The following is a 22,086-nucleotide window of genomic DNA, read 5'->3' as shown; positions in this document are numbered from 1 at the left end:
AAAACTACATGGCGATTTAATCTCTAACCCGATAGTTTCGCTTCGTATGCCTGAGAAGGGGCCAGCGGCCAATCTCGGTATGCGCTCTTATGCGGCTGTTTTCTCAGCCTGATTCCCGATTCCCCTGTTAACGGTTATCGTCTGCTCCGGTGAGACTTCCGGCAAGCTCATTGCGGTTGCTCGAAACAATCTCATAGCTGGACTGGAGGGAACCGCGAAGCGAATCAAAGCGGCTTTCCGCGTCCTGAAGAGAATGCTGAATAATGCTCTGAAGTCCGCCCAGCATATCATCCGTATACTTCAGAGACTGCTGTTTCAGCGTATTTGCCTGAAGAACGGCGTTGTCCACGATCTCCTGTGCCTGTGCCTGCGCCTGGCTGATGATCTGAGCCGCTCTCGCCTGCGCCTGCTGTGTGATCTCGCTCTGCTCGACCATCTGTCCGGCCTGTGCCTGCGCTCTCGCAATCATCGTGTCCGCCTCTGTCTTTGCGGCATTTCTCGCCTTGTCGGCCTCCGCTCTGGACTCATTCAGAATCGCATCCTGATTGCTGATAATTTTCTGATACTGTTTAACCTCTTCCGGGGTCCTCATTCGAAGCTCGGTGAGAAGCTCTTCCATCTCCTCACGGTTGACAATGATCTTTTCATTGGAAAACGGCTGTGTTCTGCAGCTTGCAATGTACTCCTCGATTTCTGAAATGATCTGCTCAATCTTGCTCATGACCCTTTTCTCCTCTGTTTATCGTTTTCCCTGGTATCCCAGGATTTTTCCCCTGAATTTATCTCTGACCTTTTCTGCTATTTCCGGATCAAGAAATGCGGAGATGTCTCCGCCGTACATCGCGACTTCCTTCGCCATACTGGAACTGAGATAAGCATATTTGAGATTTGTGGTAAGAAATAATGTATCAAGTTCCGGTGCGATCACGCGGTTCATCTGCGCCAGCTGAAGTTCATACTCAAAATCCGTCACCGCACGAAGCCCGCGGATGATGACATTGGCGCCGTTTAATCTCGCAAAATCGACAAGAAGCCCGTCAAATGACAGAACTTCGACATTCGGAATATCTCTTGTTACGTACTTTATCATATTAACACGTTCTTCTTCGGAAAACAACGGAGATTTTGCGCTGTTGCGCAGAACCCCGACGATCACCTTATCAAAGATCTGAGCGGAACGCTCAATGATATCAACGTGCCCCAGCGTCACCGGATCAAAACTGCCCGGATAAATCGCAGTCTTCATATACTATATATCCCCCAAACTCTGAGAAAATGAGGTTTCATTTTCCCAAGCGATCGCAGCAGTTTTCCGTTCGGACCGGTTCCGCTGTCTGCGTTTTTTACTCGTTATCCGAAGTCTCCGCTGCAGTGCTTTTTCTTCGGAAAAACTCGTGCTTGCTGGATTTGTACACTTTTTCTCTTTCCAGCTGATAGCCGAACTCCTGCGCGTAATCGAATTCAGTCTCCTTGGACGCCTCTACCACAATCAGTGTGGATTCATCGACCAACGGTGAATTTCTGAGCCGTTCGAGAACATTTTTCTCGTACTCATGGTTATACGGCGGATCCATGAAAATAATGTCCGCCTTCACGCCACGGCCTTCCAGTTTCCGGATTCCGGCCATCACATCACAGATCATCAGCTCTCCCTGTTCGGTAAAACGGGTGGTTTCCAGATTCTTCTGAATGCACGCAGCCGCTTTCCGGTTATTCTCAACCAGATATGCCTTCTGTGCGCCGCGGCTCAGGGCCTCGATCGCAATGGCACCGCTCCCGGAATACAGATCCACAAAGACCGCACCCGGAAGTTCAAAATTAAGCATATTAAAAAGCGTCTCTTTGATCTTGTCACCGGTTGGTCTGGTATCGTTTCCGTCGACTGTGACAAGAAGCAGACGCCTTGCAGATCCAGCAATTACTCTCATCCGCTTATTCCCCCGATATGTCTGTAATTATGCGAATACTGAGCCGGAGCTCATGCCATCATGAGTTTCCGGCACCGGCCGCGAAACGGCCGAAACCGCCATACGGCACCCGGTCTGTTCGCATTCTGCGCATAAGTATTTATATTATAAAGGCTGCACTGTCTTTTCTCAAGACTTTTCCATTCGCAGAGTGATATTTCTGTATCAGAAAGAAAACGCATCCCGAATCAGATGAATCCGATTCCCGCAAATGGCCGCGACGTCAAACCGGATCGGGATATCGGGTGAAAACCCGTTTTTGGTCAGATAATACTGCGCAGTCATTTGAATCTTATGCTGTTTGCGCGCATCGACCGCCTCCGCGGGATCTCCGCTGCGGCCGTCTTTCCGGTATTTCACTTCCACAAAGACAAGATAACCGTTCTCCCGGGCAATCAGATCGATCTCTCCGAACCGGCTGCGAAAATTCCGTTCCAGGATCCGGAACCCGATCGACTCCAGAAACCCGGCGCAGGCCTCCTCATATTTGCTGCCCACTTTTCTGTGATTTCTGCTGACTCTTTCCGAAGCAATCGCCTTCTTTCCGATCAGTGAATGGTTTTCAGGAATGTCTTCCGGTGAATCGGACAAAGCCCGTTCTCCCGGATCGCCTCATAATGCTGTTTCGTTCCGTATCCCTTGTGTTTGGCAAAACCGTACGCCGGCCAGACCCGGTCATACTCTTCCATCATCCGGTCCCTTGTCACCTTTGCCATGATGGAAGCGGCCGCAATGGAGACGCTCTTTGCGTCACCCTTGATGATCTTGATCTGCTTTTCCTCCGGAAGCCCCGGCACAATCAGCGCATCGTTCAGAAAAAGATCCGGTGTCACGCCGAGACCGGCCACCGCTCTGCGCATTGCCTCATAGGTTGCCTGCAGAATGTTCCGTTCATCAATCTCCTCGGCAGTCACAATGCCGACAGACCAGGCAACCGCCTTTTCCCGGATCTCATCATAGAGTGCGTCTCTTCTTGCGGGTGAAAGTTTCTTGGAATCATTCAGGTAAAGGATCGTGCAGTCCTTCGGCAGTATAACCGCACCGGCCGCCACCGGTCCCGCCAGCGGTCCTCGCCCCGCCTCGTCCAGACCGCAGATGAATTCACAATCGGGATGAGCCTTTTCATATTCCCTCATACCATTTAACCGCACCAGTTCCTGTTCCAGCTTCTCACCTTTCAGTTCTCGCAATGCCATATTTATTCCTCCGGCGGTATCTCCAGTGTAACATGTCCCATTCTTCCTGCGCGGAAATCTGTGAGAAACAGGGCCGCCGCGCGATCATAGTCCAGCTCCGCTCCGGCCTTAAGGCAGCCTCTTGCCCTCGCCTCCGCAGTGAGCAGCGAAGGAGCATCCATTTCCTCCGTCAGTTCCGTCTTAAGCCACGCCCGGAAAGTATCCGGATATGCCCGCCGCATATACTCGATCAGTTCAAGCACCAGTTCTGCCTGCGGAAGAACGTCATCGCTGATGGCGCCGAGAAAGGCCAGATTGCGGCTGACCAGATTGTCATCGAATTTCGGCCACAGAATTCCCGGCGTATCCAGCAGTTCCAGCGTCTTATCCAGTCGAATCCACTGATCGCTTCTGGTTACGCCCGGCTTGTTTCCGGTCTTCGCCGCGGTTTTTCCGGCGATGGAGTTGATGAAAGTCGACTTTCCGACATTTGGAATCCCGGCCACCATCGCGCGAATCGGCTTATTCAGGATTCCTCTTCTGCGGTTGCGCTCGATCCGTTCTTTGGAAACATCCATAATGACCGCACGCATCCGACGGACATCCTTTGTCACGCGGGAATCCAGCGGAACGGCGCGGATGCCTCGTTTTCCGTACCAATCGATCCACTGTTTCACAAGCTGCTCATCCGCCAGATCCGCCTTGTTCAGAAGAATCAGTCGGTCTTTGTTTGCAGCCATTTTATCAATATCCGGATTACGGCTTCCGAGCGGAAGTCTCGCGTCGGCAATCTCGATGACAAGGGTGACCAGTTTCAGATCCTCCGTCATCGCACGCCTGGCTTTGGTCATGTGACCCGGGTACCACTGTATATTCATAGACTCTCTCTTTCTATTCGTGCTCTCATAAACGGTGCAAAACGTGCTCCGCAGGGTTCCACTCGTTATCGCGGCAGTCGCTTATAACCGCGCCGGTGCAAGGTTTTGATGAGTTAACCGAGCAAACGATGCCAAACGCGCCCTGCAGGGTTCCGCTCGTTATCGCGGCAGTCGCCAGGGCCTCACTGGGGCGTGGGCTTTGGCGAGTATGCCGCGTAAATTTAAAGGAGGGACAATTGCATTGCCCCTCCCCAGTCGTCACAGAAAAGTAAATTCGATTATCGGATAACTTCCTTAACCTTTGCAGCCTTACCGGTTCTCTGTCTAAGGTAGTTCAGCTTCGCTCTGCGAACCTTACCGTGTCTAACAACCTCGATCGCCTCAACGTTCGGGGAGTTAACCGGCCATGTTCTCTCAACGCCTACGCCGTGGGAAGACTTTCTTACGGTGAAAGTCTCTCTTGCGCCGCCGCCCTGTCTCTTCAGAACAGTGCCTTCGAATACCTGAGTTCTGGTGTTGGTACCCTCAACGATTCTTACAGAAACGCGAACAGTATCACCTACTGCAAACTCTGCTACTTCCTTTAACTGTGCTTCTTCGATCTTCTTAATGATCTCGTTCATCGGTATGAACCTCCTCAAAATATTTGATGCTCTTAATACTCATCCGTAACAGCGGAACATCTCTTCATTTCACGATTTAGTATATTATCATAAAACCCGCATAACTGCAAGCATTTTTCTTGTGCCGCAAAAGCGGATGCGAAGGCAGGGTTCCATGCCCTGCCGCAAAAATTTCGGCGTCAAACCTTCGGCTCTGACTCGCCGGACAGCGCTGCAGAATTCTCGGCGTCACGCGTTTGTCTCTGAATCGCCGGCCGGTGCCGGAAAATCTTCGCCGGTTGCCGATGTCTTGCTTTCCTTTCGGAGTTCCGCCAGAAACTTTTTCTCTTTCTTCGAGAGAAATGTCTCGTCCAGCAGATCCGGCCGGTGTTTTAGCGTCCGCTCAATGGATCGCTCTCTTCTCCACTCATCGACCTTCTTGTGATCGCCGGAAAGAAGAATTGCCGGAACCTTCCGTCCCTTGAATTCCTCCGGTCTTGTGTACTGCGGATACTCCAGAAGATTGTCATGGAAAGTCTCGAACTCAGCCGAAACGTCATTGTTGAGGACCCCCGGAACCAGACGGGAAATGCAGTCGATCATTACCATGGCAGGAAGCTCTCCACCTGTCAGGACGTAATCACCGATGGATAGATAATCCGTCACGCACATTTCGAGCGCACGCTCGTCGATCCCCTCATAGTGTCCGCAGAGAAAGACGAGATCTTCTTCCTTCGCCAGCTCTTCCGCAATCTTCTGGCTGAACACACGGCCCTGCGGCGTCATATAGATGACGCGCGGTCTCTTCCGTCCCTCTTCGGTTACACGGCCGCACACATGCTCTACCGCGCTCACAACCGGTGCCGCCTGCATGACCATTCCGGCGCCGCCGCCGTAGGGATAATCGTCCACGTGATGATGTTTTTCATCCTCCGAGAAATCCCGGATGTTGGTTGTGTCAACGGAAATCAGTCCCTTGTCCATTGCACGCCCCGTGATCGAGGTCGATACTCCCTGATCGATCATTTCCGGAAAAAGAGTCAGAACATGAAAATGCATATAAAATCCTCCAATTTAATGATGGACAGCTTTTGTCAGCCTTGCTGCAACGTCCGCCGAATCAATCCCGGATCCCGGGATCCCCGGATTCCCGGATTCGTCCGCGAATCCCGGCACGGCCGGAACCATTTTACAGATCGAGAAGTCCCGGCATCAGGTGAACTTCCACCAGTCCCTCTTCCAGATCAACCCGAAGTACGCAGTCCGGAATCACCGGCAGCAGAACCTCTTTACCGCCTGCCGTCTTGACAATGTAGACGTCGTTGGCACCGGTTTCCATGACATCCTTCAGCGTTCCGAGTTCCTGCCCCTCATCGGTCACTACCTTCAGTCCAATGAGATCCGCTATGAAGTATTCTCCCTCTTCGAGTTTCTGGGCATGCTCGCGGTCGACCATCAGATCACTGCTCTTCATAAGCTCAGCCGCGTTCCGGTCATCGATGCCTTCCAGCTTTAAGATGACCATTTTCTTGAAATATTTGACATTCTCAATCCGGCGCACGGTCTGCTGCGCGCCTTTTTGAACAATGACGCTGTCGAGTTTCTCAAACCGCTCCGGGTCATCGCTGGTCGGAAAAACATTGACCTCACCGCGAATGCCGTGGGCGGACGTAATCACGCCAACACGAAGTAAATCAACCATATTAAGTCCTTTCCCCGTTATTAACCGGGATTCGCCTGACGGGCAATGTGCAGACAGCCGACGCTCTGTCGCGCGGTCGAACATCCCGCGGATGAATTCAAGTTGCGGAACTTACGAAAAATCTCTTATGACATGATAAGACCGCTGCCCCCGAAAAGGGCCGCGGTCTTTCCATTATTCTTCGATCTCTACCGTGACTTTCTTGTCGCTGCCGGAAGAAGCCGCTTTCACAACCGTACGGATCGCTTTTGCGATTCTTCCCTGCCTGCCGATCACTTTTCCCATATCGGAAGGTGCTACATGCAGCTGTACCACGATCTCATTATCCTGTTCGGATTCTGTGACAACAACCTCAGACGGGCTGTCTACAAGAGCCTTGGCGATGACCTCCACAAGTTCCTTCATGCGCACCACCTTTTCGTCAAGTCAGCAGTTGATTACTGAAGACCAGCTGTCTTGAGAAGACGTGCAACAGTCTCTGTCGGCTGAGCGCCGTTGGAGATCCAGGTCTTAACTTTCTCCTCGTCGAACTTTACAGTAGCCGGCTCGGTGTTCGGATCGTAGGAACCGATCTCCTCGATGAAGCGGCCGTTTCTCGGATATCTGGAATCAGCAACTACGATTCTGTAGTACGGTGCCTTCTTCATACCAATTCTCTTCAGTCTCATCTTTACCATGATAATTTCCTCCTGATCATATCGATCTGTAATTTTCTATATGTACAACGGCACAAAATGCCGATCATACGCTTATCTGTGTCAGAACGGGAATTTGTTTCTCCCGAACATTCCTCCCATGCCGTTCATTCCGCCAAAACCGCCGAATCCGCCATGCTTTTTTCCTTTTCCCATCATGCCCGGAAGCTGCTTCATCATTTTCCGCATATCCGCAAACTGTTTTACCAGGCGGTTCACTTCCGCAATATCAACTCCCGCGCCTTTCGCGATTCGTTTTTTTCGGGACGGGTTCATCAGATCCGGATGACTTCTCTCTTCCGCGGTCATGGAGTGAATGATTGCCTCGATGCGGTGCATCTGTTTCTCGCCGCTCTCAAGATCAATATCCTTCAGTTTTCCCATTCCCGGGAGCATTCCGAGAATTCCGCCAAGTCCGCCGAGTTTGCGGAGCTGCTGCATCTGCTTCAGGAAATCGTCGTAATCAAATTCCGCCTTGCGGATCTTCTGGGACAGTTTCTTTGCCTCATCCTCATCGACAATCGCCGAAGCCTTGTCAATCAGAGAGAGAACATCGCCCATTCCGAGGATTCTGGATGCCATGCGGTCCGGATAGAACTGCTGAAGGTCTTCCAGTTTCTCGCCCATGCCGACGTAGAGAATCGGCTTTCCGGTTACGGCACGAATCGAAAGTGCCGCGCCGCCTCGGGTGTCGCCGTCCAGCTTCGTCAGAACCACGCCGTCCACGCCGATCTTCTCATCGAAGGTCGAAGCGACATTGACCGCTTCCTGTCCGGTCATGGAGTCAACCACAAGGATCGTCTCGTCAACCGAAACCTGCGCTTTGATGTTCTGAAGTTCTTCCATCAGCCTGTCGTCAATCTGAAGACGGCCGGCCGTATCCAGAATCACCAGATTGTTTCCGGCGTTCTTCGCATGTTCGATGGCCGCTTTCGCAATGTTGACCGGGTCCGCCTTTCCCATGGCAAAGACCGGAACTCCGACCTTTTCTCCATTTCGCTGGAGCTGTTCGATCGCCGCCGGGCGGTAGACATCCTCCGCAACCAGAAGCGGCTTCCGGCCGGCCTGTTTGAATTTTCCGGCGAGTTTTGCCGCCGTTGTCGTCTTACCGGCACCCTGAAGACCGATCATCATCAGAACTGTGATCTCGTTTGACGGCCGGAACTTAATCTCCGTCGTCTCCGAGCCCATCAGAGAAATCATCTCTTCATTGACGATCTTGATAACCATCTGTCCCGGGTTCAGGCCTTCCAGCACATCGGTGCCGACGGACCGTTCCTGAACTTTCTTTATAAAATCTTTGACAACCTTGAAGTTTACATCCGCCTCTAACAGCGCAAGCTTTACTTCCCGGAGACCTGCTTTCACATCTGCTTCCGACAATCTTCCCTTACCGGTCAGATTCCGGAAAATGTTCTGCAGTTTGTCTGAAAGACTCTCAAATGCCATATGTCCTCCTGCGGCTCACACGATATCAAGTATTTTTTCCGACAGTTCTTCAATCTTCGGAACAAGGGAAAGATCTCCGCTCCTGCGGCATTTCTCCGCCATCTCACGGATCTCACCGGTCAGCTCCCGGGTTTTCCGGAACTTTTCATATAGACCGAGTTTTTCCTCATATCCCTCCAAGAGCTTGTCGCATCTGCGGAGCAGATCATGGACTGCCTGTCTCGTCACGCCCTGCTCTTCGGCAATCTCGGCCAGAGACATATCATTCAGGACCAGATCCTCATATACTTCCCGCTGATGTTTCGTGAGAAGCTCGCCATAAAAATCATACAGGATTCCCTGCTTCACAATTTTTTCCAACTGCATCACCTGTGCTATCTTACACAATCCTCAAATGAGTGTCAAGCATTTTTTCTTTACATCCTTTTTGCTAAACGCAATCGATCGGGTGGAATCCGGCAAACCAGCCGCTCAAATAGCAAGCACCGGTAAAGCAGCCGTTCAAATGGCAAATGCCGGTAAATGATCGGTGTAAATGGCGGATGCCGGTAAATCAACCGCACAAACGGCTGTCTCCGGAAAATGATCGGTGTCAATGACGGATGCCGGCAAGCAGTCGTGAAAATAATATAAAAAGCGGACAGTACCAGCAGTGATATGCCCGCTGCCGCTTTCCTGTCCGCTTCTTTTTGGTATCGTGTCTTCTTCTGTATCCGTTTTACTGCTTCCGCAATCAGCCCTTAAACGGAATTACCGCGCCGTTGTAGTTCTTGTTGATAAAGTCTGTAATCTGTTCGGAAGTCAGAACCTCGATCAGAGCCTTGATCTTGTCGGAGGACTCATTGCCTTCCTTAACCGCAATGACATTTACATAGGTCTTTGCAGCCTCGGAATCGCTCTTTTCATACGCGATGGCATCCTTGGATACGGTAAAGCCCGCTTCCATCGCATAGTTTCCGTTCAGAACAACAAATGCGCACTCATTGACAACACGGGCAACCTGAGCGGCCTCAAGCGGCTGAATCTTAACGTTCTTCGGGTTCTCGACGATGTCGTTCTCCGTTGCGGTAAGACCGCTTCCTTCCTTCATCTTGATGATACCGTTGTCCTGAAGAAGCAGAAGTGCTCTTGCCATGTTGGTGGTATCGTTCGGGATTGCAATGGTATCGCCCTCTGCGACTTCATCCAGGCTCTTCTTGGTTCCCGGATAGATGCCGAACGGCTCATAGTGGATACCGCCTGCATTGACCAGATGGGTTCCCTTTTCCTGGTTAAAGGAGTCAAGATACGGAATATGCTGGAAATAGTTTGCGTCAAACTCACCGCTCTCTACAACCATATTCGGCTGAACGTAGTCTTCAAACTCGGTGACCTCCAGATCGTATCCTTTTTCCGCCAGGATCGGCTTCGCTTCCGCAAGAATCTCCGCATGCGGGGTTGTGCTTGCCGCTACCGTGATCTTCTCCAGTTCACCGGCCGCCTTGGTGGTCTCTGCCTCCGCAGCCGCTGCTGTCGTCTCCGTCTTGGTTTCCTTTGCGGCTGCTGTTGTGGAAGCCGCACCGGATGCACCGCATCCTGCCAGTGCTGCAGCTGTGATGATCGCTGCTCCGACTGCTGCAAAAAGTCTCTTCTTCATAGTGGTTCTCCTCTCTTTTTAAAAAACTCTTTTATTTTCTCTTATCCAGCGATGCCGCCAGCGTCGTACCGATCAGCTGAAAAATCTGCATGAGCAGGATAAGCAAAATAACCGTGACAACCATGATATCTCCCTGATACCGGTAATATCCGTAGCGGATTGCAATGTCGCCGAGACCGCCTCCTCCCACGGTTCCGGCCATCGCCGAGTATCCAAGGATGGTTCCGAGGGTAATGGTCGCGCCCGAAATCAGGGAAACGCGGGCCTCTCCCAGAAGAACGGTTCGGATGATGGTCATGTCATCCGCCCCCATCGCCTGTGCCGCCTCAATCACGCCGTGATCGACTTCCTTCAGTGACGTCTCAACCATTCTCGCGATCAGCGGAGCCGCCGATACGGTCAGCGGGACAATGGTTGCAGTGGATCCGTAACTTTTTCCGACGATAAAAATCGTGAGCGGAATGATCAGGATCAGAAGAATCAGAAACGGGATACTGCGGAGAATATTGGCTGCCGCATCCAGCACCCGGTACAGCGCCCGGTTCGGCCGGATTCCGTCCTCATCCGAAACAGCGAGGGCAATTCCCCACGGAAGGCCGAGCACATAGCCGGCAAGGGTCGCGGCCCCGGTCATATAAAGGGATTCTAAGATACCTCTGATCAGCATATTGGTTGTTTCGCTGCTCCACATATCAGTTCACCTCCTCGACCGCAAGGCCTCTCGCATTCAGATAATCGATCATTTTCTGCTGAAGTTCCGGTTCATCCGGGAGTCCGAGAATCATCTCGCCGCGGGCGACGCCGTTCACATCTTTGGTGTCCGCCTTCAGAATATTGACGGGCGTTCCGAATTTCAGAACCATGTTTCCGATTACCGGTTCAAACGAAGAATTGCTGGTGAAAACAATGCGGATGCGCCGATTCTCCCGAAGTTCCTTTAGCGTCCGGTCCGCGGCATTTCGTCCCGCAAATGTCTCCGAGGTCTCACTTCCCTCAAATACCAGTTCTCTCGCCGCCCGTGACTTCGGATGCGTAAAGATCTCCTCTACAGATCCGTCCTCGACGATGCTGCCGTGTTCCACAATGGCAACGTTGTGACAGATTTCACGCACCACCGACATCTGATGTGTAATGATGACGATCGTGATCCCCATCTCCTGATTGATTTTCTTCAGAAGCTGCAGAATCGAGTTCGTTGTCTGCGGGTCCAGTGCACTGGTCGCCTCGTCACAGAGAAGAATCTTCGGATCGCTGGCAATCGCTCTCGCGATGGCAACTCTCTGACGCTGTCCCCCGGAAAGCTGCGACGGATACGCTTTTTCCTTATCCGCAAGTCCGACGGTCTTGAGAAGGTCTCTTGCCCGTTCAAGGCTTTCCGCTTTTCCTCTTCCCTGAATCTTCAGTGGAAAGAGAACATTCTCCAGCACGGTTTTCTGCATCAGAAGATTAAAACTCTGGAAAATCATTCCGATACTGCCGCGGATCCGGCGAAGTTCGCGATCCGAAAGCGTACCGAGTTCCTGTCCGTCCACAATCACCGATCCTTCGGTCGGAACTTCCAGAAAATTCAAACATCGAACCAGTGTGCTTTTCCCGGCACCGGACATTCCGATGATTCCGTATATATCGCCTTCTTCAATACAGATATTGATATGATTCAGTGCCTGCACGGTTCTGTCCTTGTCCTGAAATGTCTTGGAAACATCCCGGACTTCGATCATACACCCCATACTCTTCCTCCCTAATTCCAAAGCAATCTATGAACAACGTCCGCAAGCCAAAAACGGCAGAGGCCTCTTTCCGTGCCTCTGCCGCAAAAAACTCTTCGAGCGATAACGGTTGTTTCCAGCAAACCGTCTTTCAGATGCACACTTAAAAGGCTGTAAAACACATGTTGCACATGCACATGGTCTCACAGCAGCACATCATCATATTCATGGATGTAAATCCCGGATGGCTAAGTGTGTTCATACCGCTTCCTCATTTCATAGGTATTATGTAGGTGATTATATCACCTGCTCGACAGATGTCAATACTTTCTGAAAACTTTCATACATAATCAGAATCGACCGCACGTTCCCCCGGCGGTATGCGCATCCTCGCGGAGCTCTTTTTATGTCATAGGAAAGTGCAAAGCACTTTCCTATGACATAAAAAGAGGGACTGCTGTGCGCAGTCCCCCGAAAAACTTCTGAAACCTTATTTATTTTCTGCCTTCATGTCTTTTAATTCATCAAAGACAGCGTCATTCAGTACTTTGATGTAAGTACCTTTCATGCCGGATGAGCGTGACTCAATTACTCCAGCACTCTCGAATTTACGGAGAGCATTCACGATGACGGAACGCGTAATTCCGACACGGTCGGCGATTTTGCTCGCAACCAGGATACCCTCTGTGCCATCCAGCTCACCAAAGATGTGCGTAATGGCTTCGAGCTCAGAGAACGAAAGTGTGCTGATTGCGGATTTCACAATCTGAACTTTGCGTGTCTCTTCGGCATTTTCTTCATTGACAGACCGCATCATTTCCAATCCGACAACGGTAGTACCATACTCACTGAGGATGATATCATCAATATCATACTGCGCATCCGATTTGTAGATGAACAGTGTACCGAGTCTTTCACTCGAAATATCAATCGGCGTGATGATCGCCTGATATTTTTTTACATAATCCTCGTCAAATCCAAGGGTTGCCAAATTGACATTCTCCTTGGTTGAGAGAACGCTCAGAAGTCTTTCGTTGAGCATATGATCAATCATATTGCCCACCTGATCCACAATCAGTTCGTGGATCTCATCGATGCCGTCGTGATTTGCAACACCCAGCACCTTTCCTTTGCGGCTGATCACAAGAATATTAGATTCAAGAATATCACTGAGAACTTCGCAGATATCATTGAACACCACTTTGTGCGAGTGGTTATTGTGCAGCAGCTTATTGATCTTACGTGTCTTGTCTAATAGCTGAACGCCCACTGCTATACCTCCTTTTTTACTCAGCTGTCAGCGTGTAAACCGCAGAATGTTGTTTTGCATTTATGTACGTTGAAAAGACATTTCCAGAATATTCTTCTTTTGTCCTTCAAATCGTCAATTCTGCAATATTCGGGAATGAGCATACCATTCCTTTTGATTGAATATTAACACTAATCGACCTGAGTTGCAAGAGTTTTTGGCAATTTACGTGCATTTTTAATTTTTTTCGTCTCCTACGAGATTTTTCACAAATCCGCAGTTTTTATTGGCGCACATCAGTTTATTTCCCTTTTCAACCATATAAGTGCCGCAATTCGGACATTTTTCAGAGGAAGGTTTCTGCCAGCTCATAAACTCACAATCCGGATAAGAGGAACAGCCGTAGTAGACTCTTCCCTTTTTGGACTTGCGGATCACAAGATCTTTGCCGCATTTCGGGCACGCAACACCGATCTTCTCCAGATATGGTCTCGTGTTCCGGCAGTCCGGGAATCCCGGGCAGGCCAGGAATTTTCCGTGCGGACCATACTTGATGACCATATTGCGTCCGCATACTTCACAGATCTCATCGGTCACTTCGTCCGCAATCTTGACGGACTCCAGCTCTTTCTTCGCCTTGGCAACCGAATCATCCAGATCCGGATAGAAATTCTCGATTACGGTCTTCCACTTGACGGATCCGTCTCCGATACGGTCAAGAAGATACTCCATATTCGCGGTAAACGCGGTGTCCACGATCGTCGGAAAAGCCTTTTTCATGATACGGTTTACCACATCACCCAGCTCGGTCACATAGAGATTCTTTTTCTCCTTTGTGATATAGCGTCGGTTCAAAATCGTGGAAATCGTCGGCGCATATGTACTCGGACGGCCAATCCCGTCTTCTTCCAGTGCCCGCACAAGACTTGCCTCAGTGTAGTGAGCCGGCGGCTGGGTGAAATGCTGCTCACCGGTCACAGCGGAAGCCGTCAGCTTCTGTCCCATCTCCAGGGATTCTGTCAGCGCGTTCTTTTCTTCCTTTTCACTGTCGATCGAATAAACAGACAGGAAACCGTCAAACAGGATCCGGCTTGCCGACAGCGAGAAGATGTGGCGGCCTGCGGCAATCTTCACCGAAGTTGTCTCATAGGACGCCGGTGTCATGCGGCTCGCCACAAATCTTGTCCAGATCAGATGGTAGAGACGGAACAGATCCCGCGGAAGGGAATCCTTCACTTCTGTCGGAGTCAGTTCCACATTGACCGGACGAATTGCCTCGTGCGCATCCTGAATTTTTGCGTCATTTTTCCCGCCGGCCGCATTTCCGTCTCCGGCATATTTTTCTCCGTAGTTTTCGGAAATGTATCTTCTTCCGGCCGCATCCGCCTCTGCCGAAATACGGGTGGAATCGGTACGGAGATAGGTGATCAGCGCGATGGTCCCGAGCCCCTTGACTTCAACGCCCTCATAGAGCTGCTGGGCAAGACGCATGGTCTTGGAGGTCGAGAAGTTCAGATTGGACGCCGCGACCTGCTGAAGCGTACTGGTGGTAAACGGAAGCGGCGGCTTCTTGCTCCGAACGCCGTTCTTGACTTCCGAAACCGTAAAGTCGGCATGCTCCAGTTCCTTTTTGATCCCGTCAACTTCCTCTTTGCTTGCGGGAACGTATTTTTTTCCGTCTCTTCCGTAATAATGAGCGGTAAGCTTCTTCCTGCCCTCGGCAAGTTCTGCATCCACCGTCCAGTACTCTTCCGGAATGAAGGAATTGATCTCATCTTCACGATCACAGATCATGCGAAGCGCAACCGACTGAACACGGCCGGCAGAAAGGCCCCTCTTCACCTTTTCCCAGAGAAGAGGGCTGATCATATAGCCGACAAGACGATCCAGCACGCGGCGGGCCTGCTGTGCGTCCACGAGATCCATATCGATCTTTCTCGGGGCCTTCAGGGAGGCCTTCACCGCATTTTTGGTAATCTCATTGAAGGTAATGCGGGAAACCTTTTTATCCACAGCCTCGTCCAGTTTCAGCGCTTTGGACAGATGCCAGGAAATCGCTTCACCCTCGCGATCCGGGTCGGTCGCAAGATAAATATGATCCGCTTTTTTTACTTCTTTTCGCAGGCGCGCAAGTGTATCACCTTTTCCGCGGATTGTGATATACCGCGGTTCGTATTCCTGAGTCACATCAATTCCGAGCTGACTCTTCGGAAGGTCCCTGACATGGCCGCCGGAAGCATCAACGGTATAATTGGAGCCAAGGAACTTCTTAATGGTTTTTACCTTGGCCGGAGACTCCACAATAACAAGATTTTTTGACATATAAGCACCTACTTATCAAGTTTCTTCATATAATATTGGTTATCCGGCTGGACTGCCAGCCCGCAGATTTCCAGTTTCATCAGCGCCACAAGACATTCTCCCCAGGAGAGACCGCTTCGGTTCATGATCTCCTCGATGTGTCTCGGGTGCGAATCAATGGCACTATACACCTTTTTTTCATTCTTGACAAGTCCGCTGTCACACACTCTGCTCTGTTTTCTGCCTTTTTCTCCCCTGATTCCGAAATATTCAAGCACATCTTCCGGCCCCGTCACAATCCCCGCACCGACGCGGATCAGGCGGTTTGTTCCTTCACTGAGCGGGTCCGTCCGCCTCCCCGGAAGAGCAAAAATATCTTTTCCCTGATCCAGTGCCAGATCCGCCGTGATCAGACTTCCGCTCTTCCGTTTCGCCTCCACAATCAGCACCATATCCGCCAGTCCGCTGATGATCCGGTTTCGAACCGGAAAATGCTGTGAAAGCGCCGGACCGTCCAGCGGATATTCCGACAGAATCCCGCCCTTTTCCGGTATTCTTGAAAAAATGTCTCCGGCCTCCCGCGGATAACAGACGTTCACCCCGCAGCCGAGAACCGCATAACAGTCTCCGCCTTTTTCCAGCGCCCCCCGAAGCGCAAACGAATCGATTCCGCGCGCCATACCGCTGATGACCGGTATCCCGTAATCTCCCAGAAGACCGCCGAAGTATTCTGCCTCTTCTTTGCCGTATTCCGTACAGTTTCTCGCGCCGATCAGCGCGCAGGACTTTTGATCCGGATCCGGAAGGCTTCCTCTCACATACAGCCACATCGGCGGATCCGGAATCCGCCGGAGTTTTTCCGGAAACACATCCTCCTCCGGCAGAAGAATCCGTATTCCGTGCTGTTTCATTCGATCCAGATCACGCCTTGCGTCTTCCTTTGTTTGTCCGTCGTTCAAAGCTTCTGACAATACCTTCCGCTGTTTATCTGTCAGAAAGCCGGCATTTTCCATCTCCCTCTCGCTCAGGCAAAGCACATTCCGGTAGCCTCCTGCAAAGGTGATCAGTTTTTGCGCGCTCACAGCACCGATTTCCCGCCGACGGCTCATCCACACTGCCGCCAGCCGGTCTTTCTCCTCATACATTTCCTGTCACCTCCTCCTTATCCTCTCCCCCAGTACTTTTTCTGAAAGGACCGGTAGGACAATGCCTCCGAGAGAACCAGTTCGTCAATTTTCTCCTTCCCATCCAGATCCGCCAGCGTTCGCGCCACGCGGCAGATCTTACCATACCCGCGAAGACTCGTATTGTCACCGGCACTGTAGCGGTCCAGAAGCTGAACTGCCTCCGGCGTCAGCTGACAATACGCCCGGATCTGGGCAGAATTCATCTCACTGTTGTATCGGATTGGTTCGGAAGAAAACCTTTTCTTCTGAATCTCCAGCGCCTGCATTACCTTTTCCCGCATGGACGCCGTGCTCCACGATTCCTTCCCGGCCAGTTGCTCCGTGGACCGGACCTTCTGCCTCGGCACTTCAACCCCGATATCGATCCGATCCAGAAACGGGCCGGAGATCTTTCCCAGATAACGGTTTCGATCATTGTCCGAGCACTGGCATCGTCTGTCCGGATATAAGCCGCATTTACAGCCATTCAATGCCGCCGCAATCATGCAGTCCGCCGGATACACCATTGTCCCCTTCATCCTCGATATCACCACTTTGTGTTCCTCCATCGGCTGGCGCAGAAGATCGATCGTTCGGGGAGAAAACTCTGCCAGTTCATCGAGAAACAGAACCCCGTGGGTGGCGAGCGTGATTTCTCCCGGCCTCGGATTCGCCCCTCCTCCGACCAGAGCCGACTGCGTCACACTGTGGTGCGGTGCCCGAAACGGTCTCTTTCTCGAAAACGGAACACTCGGATCCAGCAAACCGCAGATACTGCGGATTTTCGCCAGTTCGATGGTCTCTTCCATCGTCAGCGGCGGCAGAATGCCCGGAAGTCTGGAAGCCGCCATACTCTTTCCGGTACCGGCCGGACCGATAAACAGAATACTGTGCCGACCCGCAGCGGCAGCCATACAGGCAAATTTTACCGATTTCAGGCCGATCATATCCGCATAATCCTCCGCAAACGGATGGTCTTCCTCCTCAAACATATGGGAGTCAAAGTATTCACCCTGTATCGCCGCTCTCCGACTCAGCATCCGGCATAATTCCTTCAGATCAGTCACGCCGATCAGCTCCGCTCCCATCACCGCCCGTCCTTCCCGGACATTGTCTTTTGGCAGAAAAATCCGTCGGACGCCGTCCTTCACCGAGGCGATCACCATCGGAAGAATTCCCCGGATCGGGCGTACCGTTCCATCCAGGCCAAGTTCCCCAAGAAACGTGAATTCTTCCATACCGTCCGGATCGATCACACCCAAACAGCAGAGAACCGCGACCGCGATTGCCAGATCAAAGGCAGTTCCCTCTTTCCGGATCCCAGCCGGAGACAGATTGACGGTTATTCTTCTTGGAGGCAGTGTGATCCCGGAATTCCGGATTGCCGTTCGAACCCGTTCTTCCGCCTCACTGACTTCGCGCGACAGATGACCGACCAGATGAAACATCGGAAGTCCAGGGCTCACGTCCGCTTCCACCGCGATCGCAATACCGTCAATGCCGCTGATTCCGTAACTTCGGATTCTTGAGAACATTTTCATCCCCCTTTGACAGATAATTTTCCGCATACCATATACACTGCGGGAACATATGAGATTTTTCCTTTTCAAAAATGAATCATAAAAATGAGAACAGTATTTAAGAAACGCATCCGAATTTCGTCATTGGAATAATCAGAGACAAGATCAGAGATGTAAAAAAGAATGATAAGATGAGTTTCTACATATTATTAAAGTTAAGTGTTTCTATTCTTCGAGGGAATAATAGTTCATTTTCTATCAAATCTCAAGCATTATCTTATATTCTGTATAGAATAATCCCATATAGAATTATTCTATCAAAATCACGAAATCTTTCTTTTAACATAGAATAAAGCCGCGGAATGTTTTTTTATTTCGCCGAAAATTCGGAGAAATTTCCTATGAAATAAAAAATTCCCCCGGGGAAATCCCCGGGGGAACCGTTCCGGAACAAGTCCGGTTATCTGTTATTTTCGCTCAGATTATTTGTTGTAAAGAGCATCCAGCTTGCTCAGATATTCGAATCTATCCTTTGCAGCCTGCTCGTTTGCAGCATCGAGCTGAGCAGCTCTTTCCTTATTCTTGAGAGCCAGGGAAGCGTAACGAACCTCACCCTTCAGGAATTCCTGATAGTCACCTGTCGGTGCCTTGGAATCGAGAGTGAACTTCTTGTCGCCGCCAGCCGGGTTGAAGCGGAAGTTGTTCCAGTAACCGCACTCAAGAGCAAGCTTCTCCTCGGTCATAGCCTTAGCCATGCCCTTCTTGATTCCGTGGTTGATACACGGAGCGTAAGCCATGATCAGGGACGGACCCGGATATGCCTCAGCCTCTGCAAGAGCTCTAACTGCCTGAGCGTAGTCACCACCCATGTCGATCTGAGCTACATATACATAGCCGTAGGACATAGCGATGGTAGCAAGATCCTTCTTACCGGTCTCCTTACCGCCTGCAGCGAACTGAGCTACAGCACCCATCTTGGTAGCCTTGGAAGCCTGACCACCTGTGTTGGAGTAAACCTCGGTATCGTAAACCATGATGTTGACATCCTTGTTGGATGCAAGTACGTGGTCAAGACCGCCGAAGCCGATATCGTAACCCCAACCGTCGCCGCCGAAGATCCACTGGGACTTCTTAGCGAGGAAGTCTTTCTGGTTTACAACTTCCTTAGCAGTCTCATCGTCCATAGACTCAAGAGCCTCAACGAGAGCGTCAGTTGCAACGCCGTTCAGAGCGCCGATGCCGAAGGTATCGATCCACTCCTGAGCTGCCTTCTGGAATGCAGCATTTTCCGGATGAGCAACAACGAGAGCCTCAACTCTCTTCTTCAGGTTGTCACGCATAGCGTTCTGAGCAAGAAGCATACCGTAACCAAACTCTGCAGCATCCTCGAACAGAGAGTTGTTCCATGCCGGACCGTGACCCTCATCGTTTACAGTGTACGGAGTGGACGGTGAGGAGTTACCCCAAATGGAAGTACATCCTGTTGCGTTCGCAATGTACATTCTGTCACCGAAGAGCTGTGTGATCAGCTTCGCATACGGAGTCTCACCACAACCTGCGCAGGCGCCGGAGAACTCAAGAAGCGGCTTCTTGAACTGGGAACCCTTTACAGTATTGATCTTAAACTTCTCTACAACGTCTCTCTTCTCCGGGAAGGTAACAGCGAGATCGAATGCCTTCTGCTGCTCCATAGCCTGATCGATCGGAACCATGGTCAGAGCCTTGTCGCCTCTCATGCCCGGGCATACGTTCTGGCAGGAACCACAGCCTGTGCAGTCGAGAGTGGAAGTAACGATGGTGAACTGATACTCGTCCTTCATACCGGTCAGCGGAAGTGTTGCAGTGCCTTCCGGAAGCTTTGCAGCCTCATCAGCTGTCAGAGCGATCGGACGGATTGCAGCGTGCGGGCAAACAAGGGAGCAGAACTCACACTGAATGCACTTGGAAGAATCCCAAACCGGAACGTTTACAGCGATTCCTCTCTTCTCGTATGCTGCTGCGCCGGACGGTGTAGAACCATCTACATAGTCAAGGAGTGCAGATACCGGGAGGTTGTTACCTTCCTGAGAAGATACAGCAGCCTGAATGTTGTTTACGAAGTCAACAACATCCTTGCGGCCTGTCTCAGCGTGGCTGGACTCAAGACCTTCGTCAGCGCCGTTAGCCCAGGACTCCGGAATCTCGATCTTAACAAGGTTCTGAGCAGATGCACCTGCATCGATAGCAGCCCAGTTCTTCTTAACGACATCCTCACCCTTACGGCCGTATGTCTTCTGAGCAGCGTCCTTCATCAGCTTAACTGCCTCATCCTCCGGAATGATCTTCGCAAGAACGAAGAATGCAGCCTGAAGGATTGTGTTGATACGTGTCGGGCCCATGCCTGTCTCAATACCAAGCTTTACACCGTCGATGGTGTAGAAGTTGATCTTGTGATCATACATGAACTTCTTAACCTGACCCGGGATGTGCTGCTCGAGCTCTTCGCCGGTCCACTTGCAGTTGAGAAGGAATGTACCGCCGTCAACCAGCTCCTGAACCATGTTGAACTTTGTGATGTAAGCCGGGTTGTGGCATGCTACAAAGTTAGCCTTGTGGATCAGGTATGTGGACTTGATCGGCTTCTTTCCGAAACGAAGGTGAGACATGGTAACACCGCCGGACTTCTTGGAATCATAGTCAAAGTAAGCCTGAGCATACATGTCTGTGTTGTCGCCGATGATCTTGATGGAGTTCTTGTTTGCACCTACGGTACCATCTGCGCCGAGACCCCAGAACTTGCAGTTTACGGTGCCTTCCGGAGTGGTAACCAGAGCCGGGCCAAGATCAAGAGAAAGGTTGGTTACATCATCTTTGATACCGATGGTGAATCTCTTCTTCTCTTCGTTCTTATATACAGCAACAATCTGGTTCGGAGTTGTATCCTTGGAACCAAGACCGTAACGGCCGGAGAATACCGGAACCTGATCGAACTTGGAACCCTTCAGAGCAGCTACAACATCAAGGTAAAGCGGCTCGCCGAGGGAACCCTTCTCCTTTGTTCTGTCAAGAACAGAGATCTTCTTAACAGTATCCGGGATTGCATTGATGAGAGCCTCTGCGACGAACGGTCTGTAAAGACGAACCTTTACAACGCCGACCTTCATGCCCTGAGCATTGAGGTAGTCGATGGTCTCCTCGATGGTGTCGTTTACGGAACCCATCGCGATGATAACCTGATCCGCATCCGCTGCACCGTAGTAGTTGAACAGCTTGTAGTCTGTACCAAGCTTTTCATTTACCTTATTCATATACTCTTCAACGATAGCCGGAAGAGCATCATAATACTTATTGGAAGCCTCTGTAGCCTGGAAGAAGATATCCGGGTTCTGAGCAGAACCTCTCTCGTTCGGGTGATTCGGGTTCATTGCGCTCTTTCTGAACGCATCAATTGCCTCGAAATCAGCCATATCCTTCAGATCCTCGTAATCCCATGCCTGGATCTTCTGAATCTCGTGGGATGTACGGAAACCGTCGAAGAAGTTGATGAACGGAACTCTGCCCTTGATTGCTGCAAGGTGAGCAACCGGTGTCAGATCCATAACCTCCTGTACGCTGGATTCGCAAAGCATTGCGCATCCGGTCTGACGACAGGCATAGATATCGGAATGGTCACCGAAAATGTTCAGCGCGTGGGAAGCGATCGCACGGGCAGAAACGTTGAATACACCCGGAAGGAGCTCACCGGCTACCTTGTAAAGGTTCGGGATCATAAGAAGAAGACCCTGAGAAGCGGTGTAGGTTGCGGTAAGCGCACCTGCTGCCAGAGAACCGTGAACAGCACCTGCTGCACCAGCCTCAGACTGCATCTCTGTAATCTGTACTACATTTCCGAAAATATTCTTTCTGCCTTCTGTTGCCCATTCATCGACATGCTCCGGCATAACGGATGACGGGGTGATCGGATACATGGCAGCGACGTCGGTATATGCATAGGAAGCATACGCAGCGGCTTCGTTACCATCCATGGTTTTCCAATTTCTTCCCATGAATAATTCCTC

Annotated in this window: 20 protein-coding genes and 1 pseudogene; all 21 read right to left on the bottom strand. The window is 51.0% G+C overall.

From position 1 onward, the window contains the following. Nucleotides 1-127: 127 nt before the first annotated feature. The 21 genes and pseudogenes from BR86_RS0102585 to nifJ all read right to left on the bottom strand — a co-directional run bounded on the left by BR86_RS0102585 (nt 128) and on the right by nifJ (nt 22,074). Nucleotides 128-721, bottom strand: a complete 594-nt coding sequence (locus BR86_RS0102585) for an SPFH domain-containing protein (RefSeq protein ID WP_031471446.1) — start codon at nt 719-721, stop codon at nt 128-130. A gap of 18 nt (nt 722-739) precedes the next feature. Next, a complete protein-coding gene (gene coaD, locus BR86_RS0102580; protein ID WP_031471445.1) occupies nt 740-1,246 on the bottom strand; it encodes a pantetheine-phosphate adenylyltransferase in 507 nt (168 codons plus the stop codon). 97 nt (nt 1,247-1,343) lie between these two features. Then, nucleotides 1,344-1,931: pseudogene (rsmD, locus tag BR86_RS0102575) on the bottom strand (16S rRNA (guanine(966)-N(2))-methyltransferase RsmD); the annotation flags it as partial. A gap of 201 nt (nt 1,932-2,132) precedes the next feature. Beyond that, nucleotides 2,133-2,501: a YraN family protein gene (locus BR86_RS0102565; RefSeq protein WP_031471603.1), complete on the bottom strand. Its 369-nt coding sequence runs from the start codon at nt 2,499-2,501 to the stop codon at nt 2,133-2,135. A gap of 14 nt (nt 2,502-2,515) precedes the next feature. Beyond that, nucleotides 2,516-3,163, bottom strand: a complete 648-nt coding sequence (locus tag BR86_RS0102560) for a ribonuclease HII (RefSeq protein ID WP_031471443.1) — start codon at nt 3,161-3,163, stop codon at nt 2,516-2,518. A gap of 2 nt (nt 3,164-3,165) precedes the next feature. Continuing rightward, nucleotides 3,166-4,020, bottom strand: coding sequence for a ribosome biogenesis GTPase YlqF (gene ylqF, locus BR86_RS0102555; protein WP_031471442.1), 855 nt, complete (start codon nt 4,018-4,020; stop codon nt 3,166-3,168). A gap of 278 nt (nt 4,021-4,298) precedes the next feature. After that, on the bottom strand, nt 4,299-4,643 hold the full coding sequence (gene rplS / locus BR86_RS0102550; RefSeq protein WP_031471441.1) for a 50S ribosomal protein L19: 345 nt from the start codon (nt 4,641-4,643) through the stop codon (nt 4,299-4,301). A 228-nt stretch (nt 4,644-4,871) separates the two neighbouring features. Continuing rightward, complete coding sequence (gene trmD, locus BR86_RS0102545) at nt 4,872-5,681, bottom strand: tRNA (guanosine(37)-N1)-methyltransferase TrmD (RefSeq protein ID WP_031471440.1); 810 nt, start codon at nt 5,679-5,681, stop codon at nt 4,872-4,874. 130 nt (nt 5,682-5,811) lie between these two features. Then, nucleotides 5,812-6,324, bottom strand: a complete 513-nt coding sequence (rimM, locus tag BR86_RS0102535) for a ribosome maturation factor RimM (protein ID WP_031471439.1) — start codon at nt 6,322-6,324, stop codon at nt 5,812-5,814. 174 nt (nt 6,325-6,498) lie between these two features. Then, nucleotides 6,499-6,729, bottom strand: coding sequence for a KH domain-containing protein (locus tag BR86_RS0102530; protein ID WP_031471438.1), 231 nt, complete (start codon nt 6,727-6,729; stop codon nt 6,499-6,501). Between the two features lie 32 nt (nt 6,730-6,761). Then, complete coding sequence (gene rpsP / locus BR86_RS0102525) at nt 6,762-7,004, bottom strand: 30S ribosomal protein S16 (protein ID WP_031471437.1); 243 nt, start codon at nt 7,002-7,004, stop codon at nt 6,762-6,764. 78 nt (nt 7,005-7,082) lie between these two features. Next, nucleotides 7,083-8,468, bottom strand: coding sequence for a signal recognition particle protein (gene ffh, locus BR86_RS0102520; RefSeq protein ID WP_031471436.1), 1,386 nt, complete (start codon nt 8,466-8,468; stop codon nt 7,083-7,085). A gap of 15 nt (nt 8,469-8,483) precedes the next feature. Next, on the bottom strand, nt 8,484-8,828 hold the full coding sequence (ylxM, locus tag BR86_RS0102515; protein ID WP_031471435.1) for a YlxM family DNA-binding protein: 345 nt from the start codon (nt 8,826-8,828) through the stop codon (nt 8,484-8,486). 373 nt (nt 8,829-9,201) lie between these two features. Beyond that, nucleotides 9,202-10,104: a MetQ/NlpA family ABC transporter substrate-binding protein gene (locus tag BR86_RS0102510; protein ID WP_031471434.1), complete on the bottom strand. Its 903-nt coding sequence runs from the start codon at nt 10,102-10,104 to the stop codon at nt 9,202-9,204. A 31-nt stretch (nt 10,105-10,135) separates the two neighbouring features. Next, complete coding sequence (locus BR86_RS0102505) at nt 10,136-10,795, bottom strand: methionine ABC transporter permease (RefSeq protein WP_031471433.1); 660 nt, start codon at nt 10,793-10,795, stop codon at nt 10,136-10,138. A 1-nt stretch (nt 10,796) separates the two neighbouring features. After that, nucleotides 10,797-11,834, bottom strand: a complete 1,038-nt coding sequence (locus BR86_RS0102500) for a methionine ABC transporter ATP-binding protein (RefSeq protein ID WP_031471432.1) — start codon at nt 11,832-11,834, stop codon at nt 10,797-10,799. Between the two features lie 469 nt (nt 11,835-12,303). Next, nucleotides 12,304-13,083 carry a GTP-sensing pleiotropic transcriptional regulator CodY gene (gene codY, locus BR86_RS0102495; RefSeq protein ID WP_031471431.1) on the bottom strand — a complete coding sequence of 260 codons (780 nt, stop codon included), beginning with the start codon at nt 13,081-13,083 and terminating at the stop codon, nt 12,304-12,306. 216 nt (nt 13,084-13,299) lie between these two features. Continuing rightward, the gene (topA, locus tag BR86_RS0102490; RefSeq protein ID WP_031471430.1) at nt 13,300-15,384 is read right to left on the bottom strand and encodes a type I DNA topoisomerase; all 2,085 of its coding nucleotides are present in this window, start codon (nt 15,382-15,384) and stop codon (nt 13,300-13,302) included. Between the two features lie 8 nt (nt 15,385-15,392). After that, complete coding sequence (gene dprA, locus BR86_RS0102485) at nt 15,393-16,508, bottom strand: DNA-processing protein DprA (protein WP_038287612.1); 1,116 nt, start codon at nt 16,506-16,508, stop codon at nt 15,393-15,395. 17 nt (nt 16,509-16,525) lie between these two features. After that, on the bottom strand, nt 16,526-18,064 hold the full coding sequence (locus BR86_RS0102480) for a YifB family Mg chelatase-like AAA ATPase (RefSeq protein ID WP_031471428.1): 1,539 nt from the start codon (nt 18,062-18,064) through the stop codon (nt 16,526-16,528). Between the two features lie 467 nt (nt 18,065-18,531). After that, entirely contained in the window at nt 18,532-22,074 is a 3,543-nt protein-coding gene (gene nifJ, locus BR86_RS0102475) for a pyruvate:ferredoxin (flavodoxin) oxidoreductase (RefSeq protein ID WP_031471427.1), read from the bottom strand. Between the last annotated feature and the right edge of the window lie 12 nt (nt 22,075-22,086).

Origin of the sequence: [Clostridium] aminophilum DSM 10710 (genome assembly GCF_000711825.1) — a bacterium.
Classification (GTDB): Bacteria; Bacillota; Clostridia; order Lachnospirales; family Lachnospiraceae; genus Clostridium_R; species Clostridium_R aminophilum.
Note: the sequence above shows the minus strand (reverse complement) of the source record. Positions and strands in the feature narration are given on the sequence as shown.